Raw genomic sequence first — 18,116 nt, forward strand, 5'->3', positions numbered from 1 at the left:
AGGGACGAACGCGTCCCGCGCCGGCGGCCCCGGTTGCCGCTGGTGGCGCATGATCGGCGCCGCTTCCGGTCGGAACATGCCTTTGCCTGCGATCGCGCCGGCCGGCCTCCTCACGGCCGCCGGGCGCATGCGGCAGGGCACCGGGACGTCACGGCCCTCGCCCGGGACGGTTGCCTCAGCGGCTGAGGGCGATGATCTCGACCCGGCGGTTGCCGGGGTTCGCCGGCTCGGACGGGGTGAGCAATTGCAGCGGGCCGAAGCCCTGGGCACGGATGGTGGCGTGGCGCACGCCGCGGGCATGGAGTTGCTCGACGACGGCATTCGCCCGCAGGAAGGAAAGCGAGAGGTTGCGCGCCAGCCGCCCCGAGACATCGGTATGGCCATTCACCTCGAAGCCGGCGCCGCGCAGCCGCTCATCCGCCAGCGCGGCAGCCAGGTTGGCGACGAGGCGCATCGAGGCGTCGTCGATCTCGTAGCTGTCCCGTTGGAAATGGATCGTCAGCAGGATCCGCCGCTCGGCCGGGACCCGGGCGGGCATGAGGACGGGCGCCGCCTGCACCGGGATGGCCGCCGGCGCGGCCGGCGGGCCCGCCGCCCGGCAGCCGGCGAGCAGCGCGAGCAGGCAGAGCAGGCCAGGGAGATGGCGGTGGCTCATGGCAGAAGGGCCAGGACCAGCTCCTCGACGGTCGGGACCCGCCCGCGGAAATCCACCGCCGGCGCCGCAGAGGCGCGGAGGCCAAGGCGGTGCATGATCGCCGCCGGGTTCGCCGGCACGGCATCGCGCAGCGCGGCCAGCTCCTCCGGCAGGGGCAGGGCCCGTTCCACCCGCCCGATCGCCGTGACGGAGGGCTCCGCCGGCCATCCCGTGCCGCCGGCCCGTGGCGCGGCGGCCGCCGCAAGGGAGCGCGGCGCTGCCGCCCCCGCCACCGCACCCACCACCACCACCGCCGGCGCTGCCGCCCCCGCCACCGCACCCGCCGCCGCCACCGGCGGCGCTGCCGCCCCCGGTGCCATCCTTGCCGCCGCTGCCTCGCCGCACAGGGCTGGGGTGCCGAGGCAGCGGCGGATCGTCTCCGCCATCTGCGCCGGCGTGCCGCAGGGGAGGCGCCCGACATAGCAATTCGCCAGTTCGCCGGCCGCCACCGGTCCTCCGCCGGCCAGCACCAGGACGGCCACCACCATGTGAGGCCGGAACATCCCGTTCCTCCGCAACCCGTGACCGGCACCGGCGCCACGCCGTTGCCGCACCGCGCCATCCTGGGCGGGGAGGGTAAAAATAGTGCTGCGCCGTAACGCAACGGCGCGGCGCAGCCAGCCGGGCCGGGGCGAAAAGCCCGTCAGCCGCCCCCCCCTCGCGAATTGTCATTCACCCGCGGCCCGGCCGCCCCGGTATCCTTCCGCCACCCAGACCAAGAATCGGGGAGGGAATCATGTCATGGATCCGCCGCGCGGCCTTCGCTGCGCTGCTCGCCGCGCCTTGGCTTGCCATGGCCGGGCCCGCCGCCGCACAGGCCCAGCCGCCGGCGAATTGGTACCCCTCGCGCTACGGCGCGGATGACCAGCTCGGCGCCATGAACCTGCTGACCCCGCAGAAGGTGCTGGAGGCCGTCCGCCTCGTCACCCGTGGCCAGGTCTATCGCCTCGGCGTGCCGGTGGGGCGGGAGACGCCGGCCTTCCCGCCGCGCAACGCCGCCGTCACCGTCCTGATGCCGGACCAGCATGGCGGCGCCACCGTGCCCTCCGAGAACCGCATGTCCTATGTGGATGACATGTTCACCGGCTGGCTCGGCGTCGGCAGCCAGCTCGACAGCTTCGCCCATCTCGGCATCGACAACGTCTTCTACAACGGCAACCGGGCGCAGGATTTCGTCCGCACCACCGGCGTCACCCGGCTCGGCATCGAGGGCATCCCGCCCATGGTGACGCGCGGCGTGCTGGTGGACATGGCGCGCGCCCGCGGCAAGCCGATGCTGGAGGAGGGCGAGGTCATCACCGCCGACGACCTCCGCGCGGCGATGCGGGACCAGGGCGTGACGGTGCGCCAGGGCGACGTCATCCTGATCCATACCGGCTGGGTGGAGCTGCTGGAGCGCGACCCTGCCCGCTTCGGCAAGGGCGAGCCGGGCATCGACAATGGCGCGGCGGAGTTCCTGGTGGGGCTCGGCGTGGTGGCAGTGGGCGCCGATACCTGGGGGGTGGAGGCGGTGCCCTTCCAGAACCCCAACCGGGTGTGGGAGGGGCACCAGACCCTGCTGGCGAAGAACGGCGTGCATATCCTGGAGGTGATGGATACGCGGGCCCTGGCGCGCGACCAGGCGACGGAATTCCTCTTCGTGCTGGGCCAGCCGCTGCTGAAGGGCGCGGTGCAGGCGATGATCAACCCGGTGGCGATCCGGTAGCCGGCGGGCCGGCGGCGCGGGCCAGGGCGGCGTTCTGGTAGCGCGGGTCGTCCGTCACCTCCCGCCCCAGCCAAAGCGGGCGGGGGAAGGGCTGGTCGGGATCGGCCAGCTCGATCTCCGCCAGCACCAGCCCGGAAAGATGGCCGGCGAAGACATCCACCTCCCAGCCCGCGCGCAGGCGGGTGCGGGTCTTCTCGATGATGGGCGGCGGGCAGAGCGAGGCGAGCATCGCCGCGGCGTCCTCGGGCGGGATGGGGTATTCGAATTCGGCGCGGGCGAGCAGGCCGGGGCCCTTGATGGTGAGGAAGGCGGCATCGCCGGCCTGGCGGATGCGCACCACCGGCGACCCGGCATGCAGATAGCCCTGGCGGAGCAGCAGGCCGGGGCCGATGGCCTCGGCGCGCCAGGCATCGCCGGTGACGAGGAATTTGCGTTCGATCTCGGTCGGCATGAGGCCCCGTTCCGTGTCGGGGAAGGGCTCTGCCCTTCCCCGAACCCCAACCCGCCAAGGGCCGAAGGGCCCTTGGAACCCTTCAGTTTGCCGGGCCGCCTGGAGCAGCCTCCGATCAGATGATCCCATCTGATCGGATTGCTCCAGTGTCCTGCCCGCGAAGTTCGCTGGATGTCCAGCGAACGCAGCGGACAAGCAGGCCACTGAAAACAAAAGCTAGTGGCCCGATCCCGACGTCCTACGGATTTCGGAATCGGGACACTAGAGCAGATTCACGCCTCCGGGCGATGCCGCCCTCCGGCGATCTGCTCTAGCTCATTGTTCGGTCGCGTGATTCACGGTTTCGGTCGATTCGACCTCAACCGATCACGCTCTAGGCGGCCCGCCGCAGCCGCCACGCCTTCCACCCGAGCATGGCGAGCACCGCCAGCATCACCGCCGCTCCGACCGGCCCGGCCCAGCCCTGGACATGCTCGCCCAGCGCATAGCCGGCCAGCGCCAACCCGCCCGTCCACACCGTCGTGCCCAGCGCCGTCCAGATGTAGAAGACCGGCCGCGGCAGCTCCACCAGCCCCGCCGGGATGGAGATGCCGGTGCGCAGCCCCGGCATCATCCGCGCCAGGAACACCGCCGCCGGCCCGTTGCGGCGCAGTGCCGCCTCGGCGCGGCCGATCGTCTCCGGCCCCAGCCCGACATGGCGGCCGAAGCGACGGGCGATGCGCCGCATCCGCGCTGCGCCATAGGCCCGCGCCGCCTCGAACCACAGCGCATTGCCGACGACGGAGCCGGAGATGCCGGCCAGGATCACCCCGGGCAGGGAAAGCCGCCCCTCGGCCGCGGCGAAGCCGGCCAGCGGCATCACCACCTCGGAGGGCAAGGGCGGGAACAAATTCTCCGCCACCATCAGCAGGAAGACGCCGGCGAGGCCGCCGCTGGCGACGAGGTCCGCCGCCCACTCAACCATGCCGCACCCGGTAGAGCAGCAGCGTGACCCAGCGGCCGCGGGTGTAGTTGAAGCCCGTCACCGTCCCAACCTCCTCCGGCGCCAGGGCCAGCCCCGCCGCTTCCTTGCGGAAATCCGTCTCCGCCCGGTCCCCCACCGCCACCACCCTTCCGGGCGCGGCGGCCAGGAAGCGGGCGGCATCGCCGCCGGTGCGCAGCATCCGGGTCTCGCCGCTGGTCATGAACAGTACGGAGGGCTCGGAATAGCCGGTGATGCCGAATTGGCCGGGCGCCAGCCCCGGCGCCCGCTCCTCCAGCAGCGCGGCGAGACGCGGCGCGATCCAGAGCGGCGTCAGGCGCGGCACCACGCCTTCCAGCACCGCGGCGTAGAGCGGAATGGCCAGCAGCACCCCGGCCAGCGCCGCGCGGCCCCATTCGCCGCGCCGCGCCACCCGCCACAGCACGAAGCCGAGCACCGCGGCCAGCGGCACCGCCAGCACCGCCGCCGGCAGCAGGATGCGGTTCAGCCAGAAGGGCGCCGCCAGGGCGCCGAGCGCCAGCCCGCCCGCGACGCCGAGCAGGGCGAGCAGCCCGAGGAATTGCAGCCAGCGCGGCGGCGGGCGGCGCAGCGGGTCCATGGCCCAGGCGGCGCCCAGCAGCATCAGCGCCGGGAACATCGGCATGGTGTAGTGCGGCAGCTTGGTCTGCACCGCCTCGAAGACCAGCCAGCTCGGCACGATCCAGGCGAGGAGGAAGCGGATGGGCGGGCTGTGCCGTTCCCGCCAGGCGGTGGGCAGGGCGGCCAGCACGATCCAGGCGGCGGGAAAGGCGGCGATGCCGAAGGTGAGGAGGTAGAAGCCCGGCGGCCCCCAGTGCTTCTCCTCGCCGGAGCCGACCTTGGAAAGCATGTCGCCGCCCACCGCCTCGGCGAAGAAGCGGCCTTCGGTGGCGATCCCGATGGCGATGAACCAGGGCGCGGCGGCGGCCACCATCAGCGGCAGGCCCCAGAGCGGCCGCAGCGCCCGGAACCAGGGCGCGCCCCGGTCGGCGACGGCCAGGGTGATGCCAGCGAGCAGCGCCACCATCGGCCCGATCGGCCCCTTCAGCAGCACCCCGAGCCCGAGCAGCAGCCAGAACGCCGCCGCCTGCGCCGCGGTGAAGCGGCCCGGGCGCAGATAGGCCTGGGCGAACAGCCCCATGGCGGCGGCGGTGGTGCCGAGCAGCGCGGCATCCGTCTTGGCGATCCGCGCCTCCGCCACCAGCACGAGGCAGGACGCCAGCATGGCGGCGCCGAGAAAGGCCGCCCGCCGCCCGACGATGCCCCGGCCCCAATGCCAGGTGGCCAGCACGGCGGCCAGCGCGCCGAGGAAGGAGGGCAGGCGGTACACCCAGATGTCCCGCCTGGTGCCGAGATGCAGCGCCTCCACGGCGTGGACGCTGGCGGCCTGGGCCCAATGGATGCCGGCGGGTTTCTTGTTGCGGTCCTCCTGCCCGAAGCGGATGCGGACATAGTCGCCGCTTTCCACCATCTGCCGGCTGGCCTGGGCGAAGCGGGCCTCGTCCCGGTCGGTCGGCGGCAAAGCGAAGAAGCCGGGCAGCCAGAGCAGCAGGCAGAGCAGCACCAGCGCCAGGGCCGGGCGCTGCTGCAGGGGCTCGGGCAGCAGGCCGAGGGACCGGTCGGGCGCGGGCGGGGCGTGCATGGCGGGCGGGGTCAGCGCGGATCGCCGGAGGGCGGCATGGCCGGACGGCGTGAGTCTGCTTTGCGGTCAACCGGCTGGCGCATCTTCGCTGAACCCATGTGACCCGGAATGACCCTGGGGCCGATCGCCGCGGCGCGGCCTTGCGGCAGGCGCCGATCCGCGTCGCCGGCGAGGGGATGGAGCATTTCCGGGGAAAGCGTCTGGACGTCGGATGCTCTAGCATGGCCGGCGGCAGGGGACCATAAACCGCGCTTCCATGTCCCCCTCCCCTGCCCGCCGCGCTGCCGCCGCCCTGCTGGACGCCGTCCTCCTCCGCCACCGCCCGCTGGAGGAGGCGCTGGACGCGCTGCCCACCGACGGCAAGCCGCACCAGGTGCGGCAGAAGGGGGAGAAGCGGCCGGGCGCCGCGCTTTCACCGCGGGACAAGGCGGCGGGGCACCGGATCGCCGCCGCGGTGCTGCGCCGGGCAGGGTCGCTGGATGCGGTGCTGGAACCTTTCCTGCGGCGGGAGCCGCCGCCGCCGGTGCGCAACGCGCTGCGCATCGGCGCGGCGGAGCTGCTGCTGCTGGCGACGCCGCCCCATGCCGCGGTGGCGAGCGCCGTCGATCTGGTGCCGCAGCCCTTCGCCGGGCTGGTGAATGCGGTGCTGCGGAAGGTGGCCGCGGCCGGCCCGGCGGCGCTGGAGGGGCTGGAGGCGGAAAGGCTGGACACGCCGCCCTGGCTCTGGGCGGCCTGGCATGCGGCGCACGGACCGGCGGTGCGGGCCATTGCCGCGGCGCATGGGCATGAGGCGCCGCTCGATCTCAGCCTGAAGCCGGGGGCGGCAGCGCCGGAAGGGGGCGAGGCGCTGCCCGGCGGAAGCTGGCGCTACCCGCCCGGCACCAGGGTGACGGAGCTGGCGGGCTTCGCCGAGGGCGATTGGTGGGTGCAGGACGCCGCCGCCGCCCTGCCGGCCTGGCTGCTTTCGGTGCGGCCGGGGGAGAAGGTGCTGGATCTCTGCGCCGCGCCGGGGGGGAAGACGGCGCAGCTCGCCGCCGCCGGGGCCGCGGTGGTGGCGGTGGAACGTGACCCGAAGCGGGCGGCCCGGCTGCGGGAGAACCTCGCCCGGCTGAAGCTGCCGGCCGAGGTGGTGGAGGCGGATGCCGCCGCCTGGGATGCCGGCGGGGCGCAATTCGACGCGGTGCTGCTGGATGCGCCCTGCACCGCGACGGGCACCATCCGCCGCCATCCGGATGTGCCCTGGCTCAAGCGCCCCAGGGACGTGCCGGCCATGGCGGAGCTGCAGCGCGGCCTGCTGGCGGCGGCGGCGAAGCGGCTGGCGCCGGGCGGGCGGCTGGTCTTCGCCACCTGCTCCCTGCAGGCGGAGGAAGGCGAGGCGCATCTGGCGGAGCTGTCCGGGCTGGGGCTGGCGCTGGAGGCGGCGCGGCCGGAAGAGGTGCCGGGGCTGGCGGCGGCGATCACCCCGGCCGGCGCGCTGCGCACCCGGCCGGATATGTGGGCGGAACGCGGCGGGATGGACGGGTTCTTCATGCTGCGGGCGCGCGGAGCGGCATAGGCAAGAGGTTCGTCGCCCCCCGCCTCCAGCCTTGCCGCCAGCAGCACCACGCTCCGCCCGGCGACCGTCACCGGCCCCTCCACCGCCGCCACCTCCGCCTCCGGCTCCGCGCTGTCCACTTCCTTCCGCCACTCATAGGGCGGTTCCGGCAGGACGAATTCCTGCGCTGCGCTGTCGGCGTTCAACAACAGCAGGCTGATATCCACCGCCCCGTCCGGCGTCGCCACCGCCCGGCGCAGCGCCAGGGTCCGCGCCTCCGGCTCCCCCCAGGCTTCCGGCGTCATCGCCTGGCCGTGCTGGTCGAACCAGGCGATGTCGCGCAGCCCGTCCGCCACCTCCTCCCCGCCATGCAGGAAGACGGAAGGCCGCAGCGGCGGCAGGCGCCGGCGCAGCGCCGCCAGCCGGGCGACGAAGCGCTGCAGCCCCTCCGCCTCCGGCGTCGCCGCCCTTTCCCAGTCGAACCAGCTTATGGCGTTGTCCTGGCAATAGGCGTTGTTGTTGCCCTGCTGCGTCCGCAGCGCCTCATCCCCTGCCTGCAGCATGGGCGTGCCGGCGGAGGCGAAGAGCGTCGCCAGCATGGCCCGCATCACGCCCAGGCGGATATCGCGAATGGCCGGGTCGTCGGCCTCCCCCTCCACGCCCCAATTGCAGCTATGGTTGTCGGAATGGCCGTCGCGATTGTCCTCGCCATTCGCCTCGTTGTGGCGCTGCTCATAGGCGGTCAGGTCGTGCAGCGTGTAGCCGTCATGGCTGGCGATGTAGTTCACGCTGGCCCAGGGCCGGCGCCGGCGCCGGTCGAACAGCTCGGCCGAGCCGGTGAGCCGCGCGGCCAGCTCCGCCCGCATCCCGGCATCGCCCTTCCAGAAGCGGCGGATGGCGTCGCGGTACTTGTCGTTCCATTCGGCGAAGCCCGGCGGATGGTTGCCGAGCTGGTAGCCGCCCGGGCCGATATCCCAGGGCTCGCTGATGAGCTTCACCCGCGACAGCACCGGATCCTGCCGCACCGCGTCGAAGAACCCGTTGCCGGGGTCGAAGCCCGTCGCCTCCCGCCCCAGGATGCTGCCGAGATCGAAGCGGAACCCGTCCACATGGTATTCCGTGACCCAGTAGCGCAGGCTGTCCATCACCATCTGCAGCACGCGGGGATGGCTGATGTTCAGCGTGTTGCCGGTGCCGGTGTCGTTGATGAGGTAGCGCTCCTCCCCCGGCATCAGGCGGTAGTAGGAGGCGTTGTCGAAGCCGCGCCAGGAGAGGGTGGGGCCCATCTCGCTGCCCTCGCAGGTGTGGTTGTAGACCACGTCGAGGATGATCTCGATGCCCGCCGCATGCAGCCGGCGCACCGCCACCTTCAGCTCGTTCCGCATCCAGGGCTCGATCAGGTAGCGCGGCTCCGGCGCGAAGAAGCCGAGCGTCGAGTAGCCCCAGTAATTCTTCAGCCCCTTGGTGACCAGGAAGCGGTCCTGCAGGAAGGCCTGGATCGGCAGCAGCTCGATGGCGGTGACGCCGAGGCGGAGCAGGTGCTCGATCAGCCGCGGATCGGCCAGGGCGGCGAAGGTGCCGCGCTCGCGCGGCACGATCTCGTCGCGCTGCATGGTCAGGCCGCGGACATGCGCCTCGTAGATCACCGTGCGGTCCCAGGGGATGCCGGGCGGGCGGTCATCGCCCCAGGCGAAGCTGTCATCCACCACCACCGCCTTCGGCATGGCCGGCGCGCTGTCCCGCCGGTCGAAGGAGAGGTCGGCGCGGGCGCCGCCGACACGGTAGCCGAACAGCACGTCGGACCATCGCACCTCCCCGGCGAGCTGCTTCGCATAGGGGTCCAGCAGCAGCTTGTGCGGGTTGAAGCGGTGGCCGCGGCGCGGCTCGTAAGGGCCATGGGCGCGGTAGCCATAGATCAGCCCCGGCCGGGCTTCCGGCAGATAGCCGTGCCACACCTCATCGGTGCATTCCGGCAGCGGCAGGCGGGCGATTTCCTTCCGCCCCGCCGCATCGAAGAGGCAGAGCTCGATCCGCTCCGCATGGGCGGAGAAGACGGCGAAATTCACCCCGAGCCCATCCCAATGGGCGCCGAGCGGGTCTGGGCGCCCCGGCGCCAGGCGGGAGGGGATGAGGGCCATGCTATTCCTGCGGCGTGAGAATCAGCGTCGCGAGCGGCGGCAGGATCAGCGACAGGGACTGGCCGAAGCCCTGGCTGGCCACCGCTTCCGCCTGCAACAAACCGCCATTGCCGAGATTGGTTCCACCGTAGGAGTCGGCATCGGTGTTCACCACCTCCCGCCACGCCCCGCCGCGCGGCACGCCGACGCGCCAGCCCTGCCGCGGCACCGGGGTGAGGTTGCTGAGGACGAGCACCGGCGCATCCCCCGCCTGGCCGAAGCGCAGCCAGGCGAAGATGCTCTCCGCCCTGGCATCGCCCGCCACCCAGCGGAACCCCTCCGGGCTGTCATCCAGCGCGTGCAGCGCCGGCAGGGCGGCCAGCGCGGCGTTCAGATCCCGCACCAGGCGCTGCAGCCCGCGATGCGGCGCGGCGTCCAGCAGCGGCCAGGCCACCGCGGCATCGTGGTTCCACTCCGTCCACTGGCCGATCTCGCCGCCCATGAAGAGCAGCTTCTTGCCCGGATGCGCCCACATGAAGCCGAGATAGGCGCGGAGATTGGCGAATTTCTGCCAGTCGTCGCCCGGCATCTTCGAGAGCAGCGAGCGCTTGCCATAGACCACCTCGTCATGGCTGAGCGGCAGGATGAAGCGCTCGCTCCAGGCATAGACCAGGCCGAAGGTCATGGCGTCGTGGTGGTACTGCCGGTGGATCGGCTCCAGCTCCATGTAGTGGAGCGTGTCGTGCATCCAGCCCATGTTCCATTTGTAGGAGAAGCCGAGGCCGCCCTCGCTGGTGGGCTTGCTGACGCCGGGCCAGGCGGTGCTTTCCTCGGCGATGACCATGGCGCCGGGGAAGGTCTCCGTCACCATCGCGTTCAGCTCGCGGAGGAAATCCACCGCTTCCAGATTCTCCCGCCCGCCATAGCGGTTCGGCACCCACTCGCCCGGCTGCCGCGAATAGTCGCGGTAGAGCATGGAGGCGACGGCATCGACGCGCAGCCCGTCCACATGGAAATCGCCCAGCCAATGCGCCGCGCTGGCCAGCAGGAAGCCGCGCACCTCATGCCGGCCGAGATTGTAGATCGCGGTGTTCCAGTCCTGGTGGAAGCCCTCGCGCGGATCGGCATGCTCGTAGAGGGGCGTGCCGTCGAAGCGGTAGAGGCCGTGCGCATCGGTCGGGAAATGCGCCGGCACCCAGTCGAGGATCACGCCGAGCCCTTCCGCATGGGCGCGATCGACGAAGCGGGCGAAGCCGGCGGGCGAGCCGAAGCGGGCGCTGGGCGCGAACATGGAGAGCGGCTGATAGCCCCAGGAGCCGCCGAAGGGATGTTCCGTGATGGGCAGGAATTCGAGGTGGGTGAAGCCCATGCCCTTGGCATAGGGGATGAGGCGGTCCGCCAGCCCGTCCCAGTCCGGCGCCGCGCCCCCGGCATCGCGCCACCAGGAGCCGGCATGGACCTCGTAGATCGAGATCGGCGCATGCGGCGCCTGGCGCGCGGCGCGGCCGCGCATCCATTCGCCATCGCTCCAGTCCAGCCGGTCGAGGTCGAAGACCCGGGAGGCGGTGGCGGGTGGCGCCTCGGTCGCCAGGGCGCAGGGGTCGGCCTTCAGCGGCAGCATCGCGCCATCCGGGCCCAGCAGCTCATATTTGTAGAGCGCGCCGGGGGCGAGGCGGGGGAGGAAGATCTCCCACACCCCCGCCTCCTGCCGCTTGCGCATCGGGTGGCGGCGGCCGTCCCAGCCATTGAATTCGCCGACCACGGAGACGCGCTGCGCATTCGGTGCCCAGAGGGCGAAGCGCACGCCGGGGACGCCCTCCACGGTCATCGGCTGGGCACCGAAGACGCGGCCGAGGCCGAAATGCCGCCCTTCGCCGAACAGATGCAGGTCCAGCGGGCCGAGCAGCAGGCCGAAGCCGTAGGGGTCCTCCACCTCCTCCACCGCCGCCGGCCATTCGATGCGCAGGCGGTAGGGGGTCGGGCGGGGGAACCGCCCCTCGAACAGCCCGGCGGGATGCACCCGCTCCAGCCGCGCCAGCTCCGCCCCATCCTCCCGCGCCAGGGCGGTGACGGCGCGGGCGCCGGGCAGGAAGCAGCGCAGCAGATCGCCATGCGGGCCGAGCAGGGCGAAGGGATCGCCATGGCGGCCCGCGATCAGGGCCTCGATTGCCGGGTTCATGGCACCAGCCTTTCCGCAATGGCAGCCAGGCCGCGCAGCGGCACGCCGACCCAGTCGGGCCGATTCGCCGCCTCGTAGCGCAGCTCATAGGCCGCCTTTTCCAGCAGGAAGAGATCGAGCAGGGGCTGCCGCGCCGCCTCCGGCACCCAGGGCTGCTCGGCGGCCGCCTCCACCGCACGGTAGGCGATGAGGAAGGCATCCTCCGACGCCTGCTGCCAGCGCTGCAGCAGCGCGGCGCGGCGCTCGCTGGGCGCCGCGGCGGCGGCGCCGGAGGCTTCCGTGGCGAGCGCGACGGAGGCCGCGTAGTCGAAGCTGCGCAGCAGCCCGGCCACGTCGCGCAGCGGGCTGCCCTTGGCGCGGCGCTCCGCCAGCGGCCTGGCCGGCTCGCCCTCGAAATCGACGATCACCGCATCGCCCTGCGCCACCAGCACCTGGCCGAGATGGAAATCGCCGTGCACCCGCGTCTTCAGCGCGCCCTCCGCCGCGGCGGCCAGGTTCCGCACGACATCCCGCAGCGCCTCCCGCCGCGCCAGCAGCCCGCGCACCGCCTGCGCCAGGTCATCCGGCAGCACCAGCCGACCGGTCAGCAGGTCCAGCGCCGGGTCGAGCTGGGCGAGCGCGCCTTCCGCCCAGCGCGCACGATCCGCCGCATCGGCCCGTTCCGGCGCGAAATCCGGGTCGGCGGTCGGCCGCGCCAGCACCGCATGCAGCTCGCCCAGGCGCTGGCCGAGCGCCGTCGCGAAGGCCAGGTAGCCGGCGCAGGGGTCCTCCGGCGGCGTGTCGGTCAGCGCCGCCTCGTCCACCGTGCGGTGCAGCCAATCCTGCGTCCAGCCCCAGCCATCGCCCTGGTTGCGGACGAAGCCCTGCAGGATCATCAGCAGGTTCGGCGTGCCGTCGGGCGAGACCCGCACCACCTCCCCCAGCAGCGGCGGCGCATTGGCGTAGCCGGCGGCGGTCAGGTAGCGCGTCACCTCGGCTTCCGGGTGGATGCCGGGATTCACCTTGCGGATGATCTTGAGGACGATCTGCTCGCCATAGATCAGCGAGGAATTCGACTGCTCGGCGGAGAGGCGGCGGATCTGGGCGCCTTCCGGCAGCTCGATCTCGGCCAGCTTCGGCGTGGGCAGGAAGCGGATCTCGCCCGCCTCGCAGGGCAGCACCGTCTCGGCGCGCAGCGCCGCCAGCACGGCGGGCGGCAGGCGCGGATCGGCGAAGGCATCCGTCAGGTAGCCGACGCGGCGGCCCTGGCGCAGGCGGGAGAGGGCGAGCTGCGCCGAGAGCGGGCCGATGCCGTCCTTGTCCTCCATGCCGGCCAGCGGCAGGGCGTAGGATTCGGTGCGGCCGGGCAGCGCCACCTCCACCTCCGCCATCACCACGGCGCCATGCGCTTCCGGCAGCGCGGCGATGCCAGTGAGATGCGTCCCTTCCAGCTTCTCGCCCTTGGCCGCGAACCAGCGGCGCTTGGCGAGGTATTCCGGCAGCACCTGCTTCTCCAGCTCCCGCCGCACCTGGGCGCTCAGCAGCTCCTTCACATCCGCCGTCAGCACCAGGGTGCGGAGATCGGGCAGCGGCTCCGGCGAGGGGGTATGCCAGGAGGGCAGGGCCTGCTGCGTCGCCAGGGTGAACCAGTAGAAGCCGTAGGGCGGCAGGGTCAGCAGGTAGGAAAGCTGGCCGATCGGCGGGAAGGCGGTGCCGCCCAGCATCTCCACCGGCACGCAGCCGGCGCAGGCCGAGAGGTCCAGCTCCACCGCCTGGGCGGCGCGGGAGAGGTTGAAGACGCAGAGGATGGTGTCGCCCTCATATTCCCGCAGATAGGCCAGCACCTTGCGATTGGCCGGGTAGAGCAGCCGCATGGCGCCGCGGCCGAAGGCGCGGCTCTGCTTGCGCACGCTCAGCATCCGGCGCATCCAGTTCAGCAGGCTGTGCTGGTCCCGCGCCTGGGTTTCCACATTCACCGCCTGGAAGCCGTAGAGCGCGTCCTGCAGCGGCGGCAGCACCAGCGCGGCGGGATCGGCCTTGCTGAACCCGCCATTCCTGTCGGGCGACCACTGCATCGGCGTCCGCACGCCGTCGCGGTCCCTGAGAAAGATGTTGTCGCCCATGCCGATCTCGTCGCCGTAGTAGATGACCGGCGTGCCGGGCATGGAGAGCAGCAGCCCGTTCATCAGCTCGATCCGCCGCCGGTCGCGCTCCAGCAGCGGCGCCAGGCGGCGGCGGATGCCGAGGTTGAGCCGCGCCCGCCTGTCGGCGGCATAGGTGGTCCAGAGATAGTCGCGCTCCCGGTCCGTCACCATCTCGAGCGTCAGCTCGTCATGGTTGCGGAGGAAGATGGCCCATTGGCAGCCCTCCGGGATGTCCGGCGTCTGGCGGAGGATGTCGGTGACCGGGAAGCGGTCCTCCTGCGCGATCGCCATGTACATCCGCGGCATCAGCGGGAAGTGGAAGGCCATGTGGCATTCATCGCCCTCGCCGAAATATTGCTGCGTGTCCTCCGGCCATTGATTGGCCTCGGCCAGCAGCATGCGGTCCTGGAAGCCCTGGTCCAGCTTGGCGCGGATGGTCTTCAGGATGGCATGGGTCTCGGCCAGGTTCTCGTTGTTCGTCCCCTCCCGCTCCACCAGATAGGGCACGGCGTCGAGCCGCAGCCCGTCCACCCCGATATCCAGCCAGAAGCGCATGACGTTGAGGATTTCCGTCAGCACCCGCGGATTGTCGAAGTTGAGGTCCGGCTGGTGGCTGTAGAAGCGGTGCCAGAAATAGGCGCCGGCCACCGGGTCCCAGGTCCAGTTGGATTTCTCCGTGTCAAGGAAGATGATCCGGGTTTCCGGGTATTTCTGGTCGTCGTCGGACCAGACGTAGTAGTTGCGGTGCACGGAACCCGGCTTGGCGGTGCGGGCGCGCTGGAACCAGGGATGCTGGTCGCTGGTGTGGTTCACCACCAGCTCGGTGATGACGCGCAGGCCGCGCGCATGCGCCTCCCGCACGAAGCGGCGGGCATCCTGCAAGGTGCCGTAGCTCGGGTTCACCGTGCGGTAATCGGCGATGTCGTAGCCGTCGTCGCGCAGCGGGCTCGGGTAGAAGGGCAGCAGCCAGAGCGTATCGACGCCGAGATCGGCGATGTAGTCCAGCTTCTGCAGCAGGCCGGGGAAATCGCCGATGCCGTCGTCATTGGCGTCGAAGAAGCTCTTCACGTGCAACTGGTAGATCACCGCGTCGCGGTACCAGTGCGGGTTGCGCGGCAGGCCCATCAGACGGCGCCCTCCGGCCGCACGCGCCAGAGGCGGAAGGGCGAGGCCGGCTCCAGCCGCAGGCGCTGCCACTTGCCGTGCCAGGTGAAGCGCTCGCCGGAGAACAGATCCTCCGCCGCCAGCGCAGCATGGTCCGGCAGCCCCCATTCCCAGAGCGGGAGCTCGATCTCCGTCTCCTGCGCGGCGAAGGGGTCGAGGCTGACGGCGGTGAGGATCACGTTGGAACGGTCGGGCATGGATTTGCGGTAGAAGATGACCTGCGGGTTGCGGGCTTCCAGGAACCGCAGGCCGAGATGGCTCTGCAGCGCCGGGTTCTGCCGGCGGATGATATTCAGCCGCGCGATCTCGTCCACGATGTCGCCCGGCGCGCGGTCCGGCCGGGCGCGGATCTCGTATTTGTCCGAATTCAGGTACTCCTCCCGCCCCGGCAGCGGCGTCGCCTCGCAAAGTTCAAAACCCTGCTGCATGCCCCAGAGGCCGGAGAGCGTCGTCGCCAAAGCGAGGCGGATGAGATGCGCCGGCCGCCCGCCGGTCTGCAGGAAGGGCGGGTTGATGTCCGGCGTGTTGACGAAGAAATGCGGCCGGTAGAAGTCGCGCGGCGGGCCGTCGGTCAGCTCCTCCAGATACTCCGTGATCTCGCGCTTCTCGTTGCGCCAGGTGAAGTAGGTGTAGGACTGGCTGAAGCCGATCTTGCCCAGCCGGTACATGATCTTCGGCCGGGTGAAGGCCTCCGCCAGGAAGACTGCATCCGGATGGCGGCCGCGCACCTCGGCGATCAGCCATTCCCAGAAGGGGAAGGGCTTGGTGTGCGGGTTGTCCACCCGGAACAGCCGCACGCCTTCCGCGCACCAGAACAGTACCACGTCGCGCAACGCCAGCCACAGGCCGGGCACCGCCTCCTCGGCATAGAAATCGACATTGACGATGTCCTGGTACCTCTTCGGCGGGTTCTCGGCGTATTTGATGGAGCCGTCGGGGCGCCAGTCGAACCAGCCCTTGTGCTGCTTCAGCCAGGGATGGTCCGGGCTGCACTGGATGGCGAAATCCAGCGCGATCTCCAGCCCCTGCCGCTCCGCCGCCGCGCGCAGCCGGCGGAAGCCCTCGATGCCGCCGAGCTCGGGGTGCACCGCGTCATGCCCGCCCTCCGCGCTGCCGATGGCATAGGGGCTGCCGGGGTCGTCCGGCGTGGGCGTCAGCGTGTTGTTGCGGCCCTTGCGGTTGGTGGTGCCGATCGGGTGGATGGGCGGGAAATACAGCACGTCGAAGCCCATCGCCCGGATATGCGGCAGGCGGCGGATGACGTCGTCGAAGGTGCCGTGGCGCTCCGTGCTGCCGCTCTGGCTGCGCGGGAAGCATTCATACCAGCTCGCGAAGCGGGCGCCGAGCCGCTCCGCCTCCACCGGCATCTCGGCGCTGCGGGTGCGGAAGGGGCGGTCATCCGCCGCCGCCATCAGCGCGGCGGTGTCCTCTGCCAGCAGCAGCCGGATCTTCTCCTCCGGCGCCGCGGCGCCGATCAGCGCCGCCAGGTCGCGCAGCGCGCCGCCGGTGCCCTTCCCCTCGCGCTTCGCCGCCGCCGCGACCAGGCGGCGACCTTCCTCCAGCTCCAGCGCCGTGGCGACGCCGGCCTCGTGCTTCTTGCGCAGCTCGTCGCGGAAGCTGGCGAAGGCGTCGCGCCAGGCTTCCACCGCAAAGACATGCAGCCCCATTCGCTCCAGCGGGAAGCGCGCCACCCAGCGGTCATTGCCCAGCGGGCGCATGCGGGTCTGGTGCCATTCCTTGGCGTCGCAGGGCCGCCAGAGCAGCGCGGCGCCGAGCTGGTCATGCCCGTCGCAAAGGATGTCGCAGGTGACCTCCACCTCCTCCCCGACCGAGCGCTTCACCGGAAAGCGGCCGCCCTCGACCGCAGGGGCGATCGCCTCCAGCCCGATGCGCGGCGCGGCGGCAGCGGCCACCGCCGGGTCCTTCTCCCCGGGCAGGCGGCGCGGCGGCGCCTCCCGCCGGATGGCCGGCAGCGTCTCCGCCTGGAAGAGCAGCGCGGCGCCGGGCGGCAGGGCCAGCTCCGCCCCGGGCGCCAGCGGCGGCACGGAAGCTTCCGGCCAGCGCGGGCGGAAGCGGGCGCTGGCGGCGGGCAGGGCCGGCAGCAGCGCCGCCGCCGCCACCGCGTGCGGCCGCGCCAGATCGGCATTGGCGACCAGCAGGGTCGCCTCGGCCGCCGGCGCCTCGGCGCGCAGCAGCGCCACCGTGCCCGCCTCCGGCCCGGCCAGCGGGCGCAGCTCCGCCTTCGCCAGGCGGCGGCCGGCCAGCATGGCGTTGGCGGCGCGGATTTCCGCCTGCCGCCCATCGGCCGGGCGCTGCACCAGCCGGGACCAGTCCTCCGGCCGGTCCCGCACCGGGTCCAGCCGGCGGCGGGCGCCGAATTCGAAGCCCATGGGCAGCAGCATGCCGGCACCGATGCCGGCGGCCAACCGCAATTGCCGGGAGGCGGCACGCTCCGCCAGCTCCGGCGCCAGGTCCGGCCCGCCGAGGCGGGGGCCGAAGGGCGGCTCCAGCGTGGTGATGGCCGGGGCGATGGGGGCCAGGCGGGCCGCTTCCTCGGCATACCAGCCCTGGCGGAAATCCCACCAGCCGGCGCTGTCGAACACCGCGGCGAAGCCGGCCTCGGCGAAGCCCGGCGCCGCCTCCGCCGGCAGGCCGGGGGTCCAGCCGAGGAAGCGCGCCTCCGGCAGCGCCTCCGCCAGGCGGCGCCAGATGCCGGGGGGCACGCGGCCGAGGCCGAGGCAGCGGAAGCCGGCGATGCCGGCCGCGACATAGCGGCGCAGCCGCGCTTCCCACCAGGCGTAGAGCGCCTCGCCCACCCCGTCCTCCCAGCGCAGCCAGGCGAGGCCCTGGGTGTCCGGCGGCAGGCGCGGATCCGGCAGGTCGGCCGGGGAGGTGACCCAGCCGGGCTGGCTGCGGGCCAGCACCCCATCCGCCGCCACCCGGTCCAGCACCAGGTCCAGGTAAAGGGCGAGGCCCTGGGCCCGGGCCTTCTCCGCCAGCAGCCGCAGCGCCTCCGCCGCGTCGCCCGGCGCTTCCAGGATGGGGTGGGGCGCGTCCGGATCGGCGATGCGGAACAGGCTGCCCTCGGCCCCCGGGGCGAAGGGCGGCGCCAGCAGGGCGCTGTCGAAGCCGAGCGCCGCGATATGGGCGAAAAGCCCATCCCATTGCGGCAGCGCGCCGACCAGCAGCGGGTTTATCAGGTAGAGGCGGGGCACCATGGGCACCGGCACGGGGGGCGCCGGTACCGGGGGCACCGGCAGCGGCGCGGCCTCCGGCACGGGAGCGACGGGCGGGGCCATGGCCGGCTTGGCACGAGTGGATGCCTTGGGGCCCCGCTTCGGCCCCGTCCCTGGTTTCACCGCCATGCCATTATCCCGGTATCGATCCCGGCCTGTGCAACGCCTGCGGGCAGGACGGGGTCGAAACCAGGCGGATCACGGATGCGAGAGGGGAGCGCGGGCCCGGCCGGATGCCGGCAGGCCGGCTTGAGGCGGACCGGCGGCCCGC

At 72.3% G+C, this 18,116-nt stretch carries 10 protein-coding genes and 1 pseudogene; 2 read left to right on the top strand and 9 right to left on the bottom strand.

Annotation, left to right across the window (positions count from 1 at the left end; genetic code table 11):
* Positions 1-175: 175 nt before the first annotated feature.
* On the bottom strand, positions 176-655 hold the full coding sequence (locus tag E5N76_RS23340) for an OmpA family protein (protein WP_187830345.1): 480 nt from the start codon (positions 653-655) through the stop codon (positions 176-178).
* The gene (locus tag E5N76_RS29775; protein WP_187830346.1) at positions 652-1,197 is read right to left on the bottom strand and encodes a hypothetical protein; all 546 of its coding nucleotides are present in this window, start codon (positions 1,195-1,197) and stop codon (positions 652-654) included. Before E5N76_RS29775 ends, E5N76_RS23340 begins: the two co-directional genes overlap by 4 nt.
* 233 nt (positions 1,198-1,430) lie before the next feature.
* On the opposite strand from E5N76_RS29775, the gene E5N76_RS23350 reads away from it, so the two are divergent.
* The gene (locus tag E5N76_RS23350; RefSeq protein WP_149539729.1) at positions 1,431-2,399 is read left to right on the top strand and encodes a cyclase family protein; all 969 of its coding nucleotides are present in this window, start codon (positions 1,431-1,433) and stop codon (positions 2,397-2,399) included.
* Here E5N76_RS23350 and E5N76_RS23355 read toward each other — a convergent pair.
* From E5N76_RS23355 to E5N76_RS23365, 3 genes are all read right to left on the bottom strand, one after another.
* Entirely contained in the window at positions 2,377-2,850 is a 474-nt protein-coding gene (locus E5N76_RS23355) for a CYTH domain-containing protein (RefSeq protein ID WP_149539730.1), read from the bottom strand. The two genes, E5N76_RS23350 and E5N76_RS23355, sit on opposite strands and share 23 nt — an antisense overlap.
* A 373-nt stretch (positions 2,851-3,223) precedes the next feature.
* Complete coding sequence (locus tag E5N76_RS23360) at positions 3,224-3,814, bottom strand: DedA family protein (protein WP_149539731.1); 591 nt, start codon at positions 3,812-3,814, stop codon at positions 3,224-3,226.
* Positions 3,807-5,492 (bottom strand): ArnT family glycosyltransferase, encoded by a 1,686-nt coding sequence (locus tag E5N76_RS23365; RefSeq protein ID WP_149539732.1) that lies wholly within the window; start codon positions 5,490-5,492, stop codon positions 3,807-3,809. The genes E5N76_RS23360 and E5N76_RS23365 overlap by 8 nt, the downstream gene beginning before the upstream one ends.
* A gap of 256 nt (positions 5,493-5,748) precedes the next feature.
* Here E5N76_RS23365 and E5N76_RS23370 point away from each other — a divergent pair, with 256 nt between their 5' ends.
* Positions 5,749-7,047, top strand: coding sequence for an RsmB/NOP family class I SAM-dependent RNA methyltransferase (locus E5N76_RS23370; RefSeq protein WP_149539733.1), 1,299 nt, complete (start codon positions 5,749-5,751; stop codon positions 7,045-7,047).
* Positions 7,048-7,070: 23 nt separating this feature from the next.
* On the opposite strand, the pseudogene glgX reads toward E5N76_RS23370, so the two are convergent.
* The 4 genes and pseudogenes from glgX to E5N76_RS23390 all read right to left on the bottom strand — a co-directional run.
* A pseudogene (gene glgX / locus E5N76_RS23375) lies at positions 7,071-9,164 on the bottom strand (glycogen debranching protein GlgX); the annotation flags it as partial.
* Position 9,165: 1 nt separating this feature from the next.
* Positions 9,166-11,322 carry a 1,4-alpha-glucan branching protein GlgB gene (gene glgB, locus E5N76_RS23380; RefSeq protein ID WP_149539734.1) on the bottom strand — a complete coding sequence of 719 codons (2,157 nt, stop codon included), beginning with the start codon at positions 11,320-11,322 and terminating at the stop codon, positions 9,166-9,168.
* Positions 11,319-14,570, bottom strand: a complete 3,252-nt coding sequence (gene treS / locus E5N76_RS23385) for a maltose alpha-D-glucosyltransferase (protein WP_149539735.1) — start codon at positions 14,568-14,570, stop codon at positions 11,319-11,321. Before treS ends, glgB begins: the two co-directional genes overlap by 4 nt.
* Positions 14,570-17,908 (bottom strand): alpha-1,4-glucan--maltose-1-phosphate maltosyltransferase, encoded by a 3,339-nt coding sequence (locus E5N76_RS23390; RefSeq protein WP_235907845.1) that lies wholly within the window; start codon positions 17,906-17,908, stop codon positions 14,570-14,572. The genes treS and E5N76_RS23390 overlap by 1 nt, the downstream gene beginning before the upstream one ends.
* Positions 17,909-18,116 lie beyond the last annotated feature (208 nt).

It is taken from the genome of Siccirubricoccus phaeus (assembly GCF_008360935.1).
GTDB lineage: Bacteria > Pseudomonadota > Alphaproteobacteria > Acetobacterales > Acetobacteraceae > Siccirubricoccus > Siccirubricoccus phaeus.

What these genes read in the sequence shown, in the direction of transcription:
- E5N76_RS23340 (WP_187830345.1), bottom strand. Translation starts at nt 655, where the DNA reads ATGAGCCACCGCCATCTCCCTGGCCTGCTCTGCCTGCTCGCGCTGCTC.
- E5N76_RS29775 (WP_187830346.1), bottom strand. Translation starts at nt 1,197, where the DNA reads ATGTTCCGGCCTCACATGGTGGTGGCCGTCCTGGTGCTGGCCGGCGGA.
- E5N76_RS23350 (WP_149539729.1), top strand. Translation starts at nt 1,431, where the DNA reads ATGTCATGGATCCGCCGCGCGGCCTTCGCTGCGCTGCTCGCCGCGCCT.
- E5N76_RS23355 (WP_149539730.1), bottom strand. Translation starts at nt 2,850, where the DNA reads ATGCCGACCGAGATCGAACGCAAATTCCTCGTCACCGGCGATGCCTGG.
- E5N76_RS23360 (WP_149539731.1), bottom strand. Translation starts at nt 3,814, where the DNA reads ATGGTTGAGTGGGCGGCGGACCTCGTCGCCAGCGGCGGCCTCGCCGGC.
- E5N76_RS23365 (WP_149539732.1), bottom strand. Translation starts at nt 5,492, where the DNA reads ATGCACGCCCCGCCCGCGCCCGACCGGTCCCTCGGCCTGCTGCCCGAG.
- E5N76_RS23370 (WP_149539733.1), top strand. Translation starts at nt 5,749, where the DNA reads ATGTCCCCCTCCCCTGCCCGCCGCGCTGCCGCCGCCCTGCTGGACGCC.
- glgB (WP_149539734.1), bottom strand. Translation starts at nt 11,322, where the DNA reads ATGAACCCGGCAATCGAGGCCCTGATCGCGGGCCGCCATGGCGATCCC.
- treS (WP_149539735.1), bottom strand. Translation starts at nt 14,570, where the DNA reads ATGGGCCTGCCGCGCAACCCGCACTGGTACCGCGACGCGGTGATCTAC.
- E5N76_RS23390 (WP_235907845.1), bottom strand. Translation starts at nt 17,908, where the DNA reads ATGGCCCCGCCCGTCGCTCCCGTGCCGGAGGCCGCGCCGCTGCCGGTG.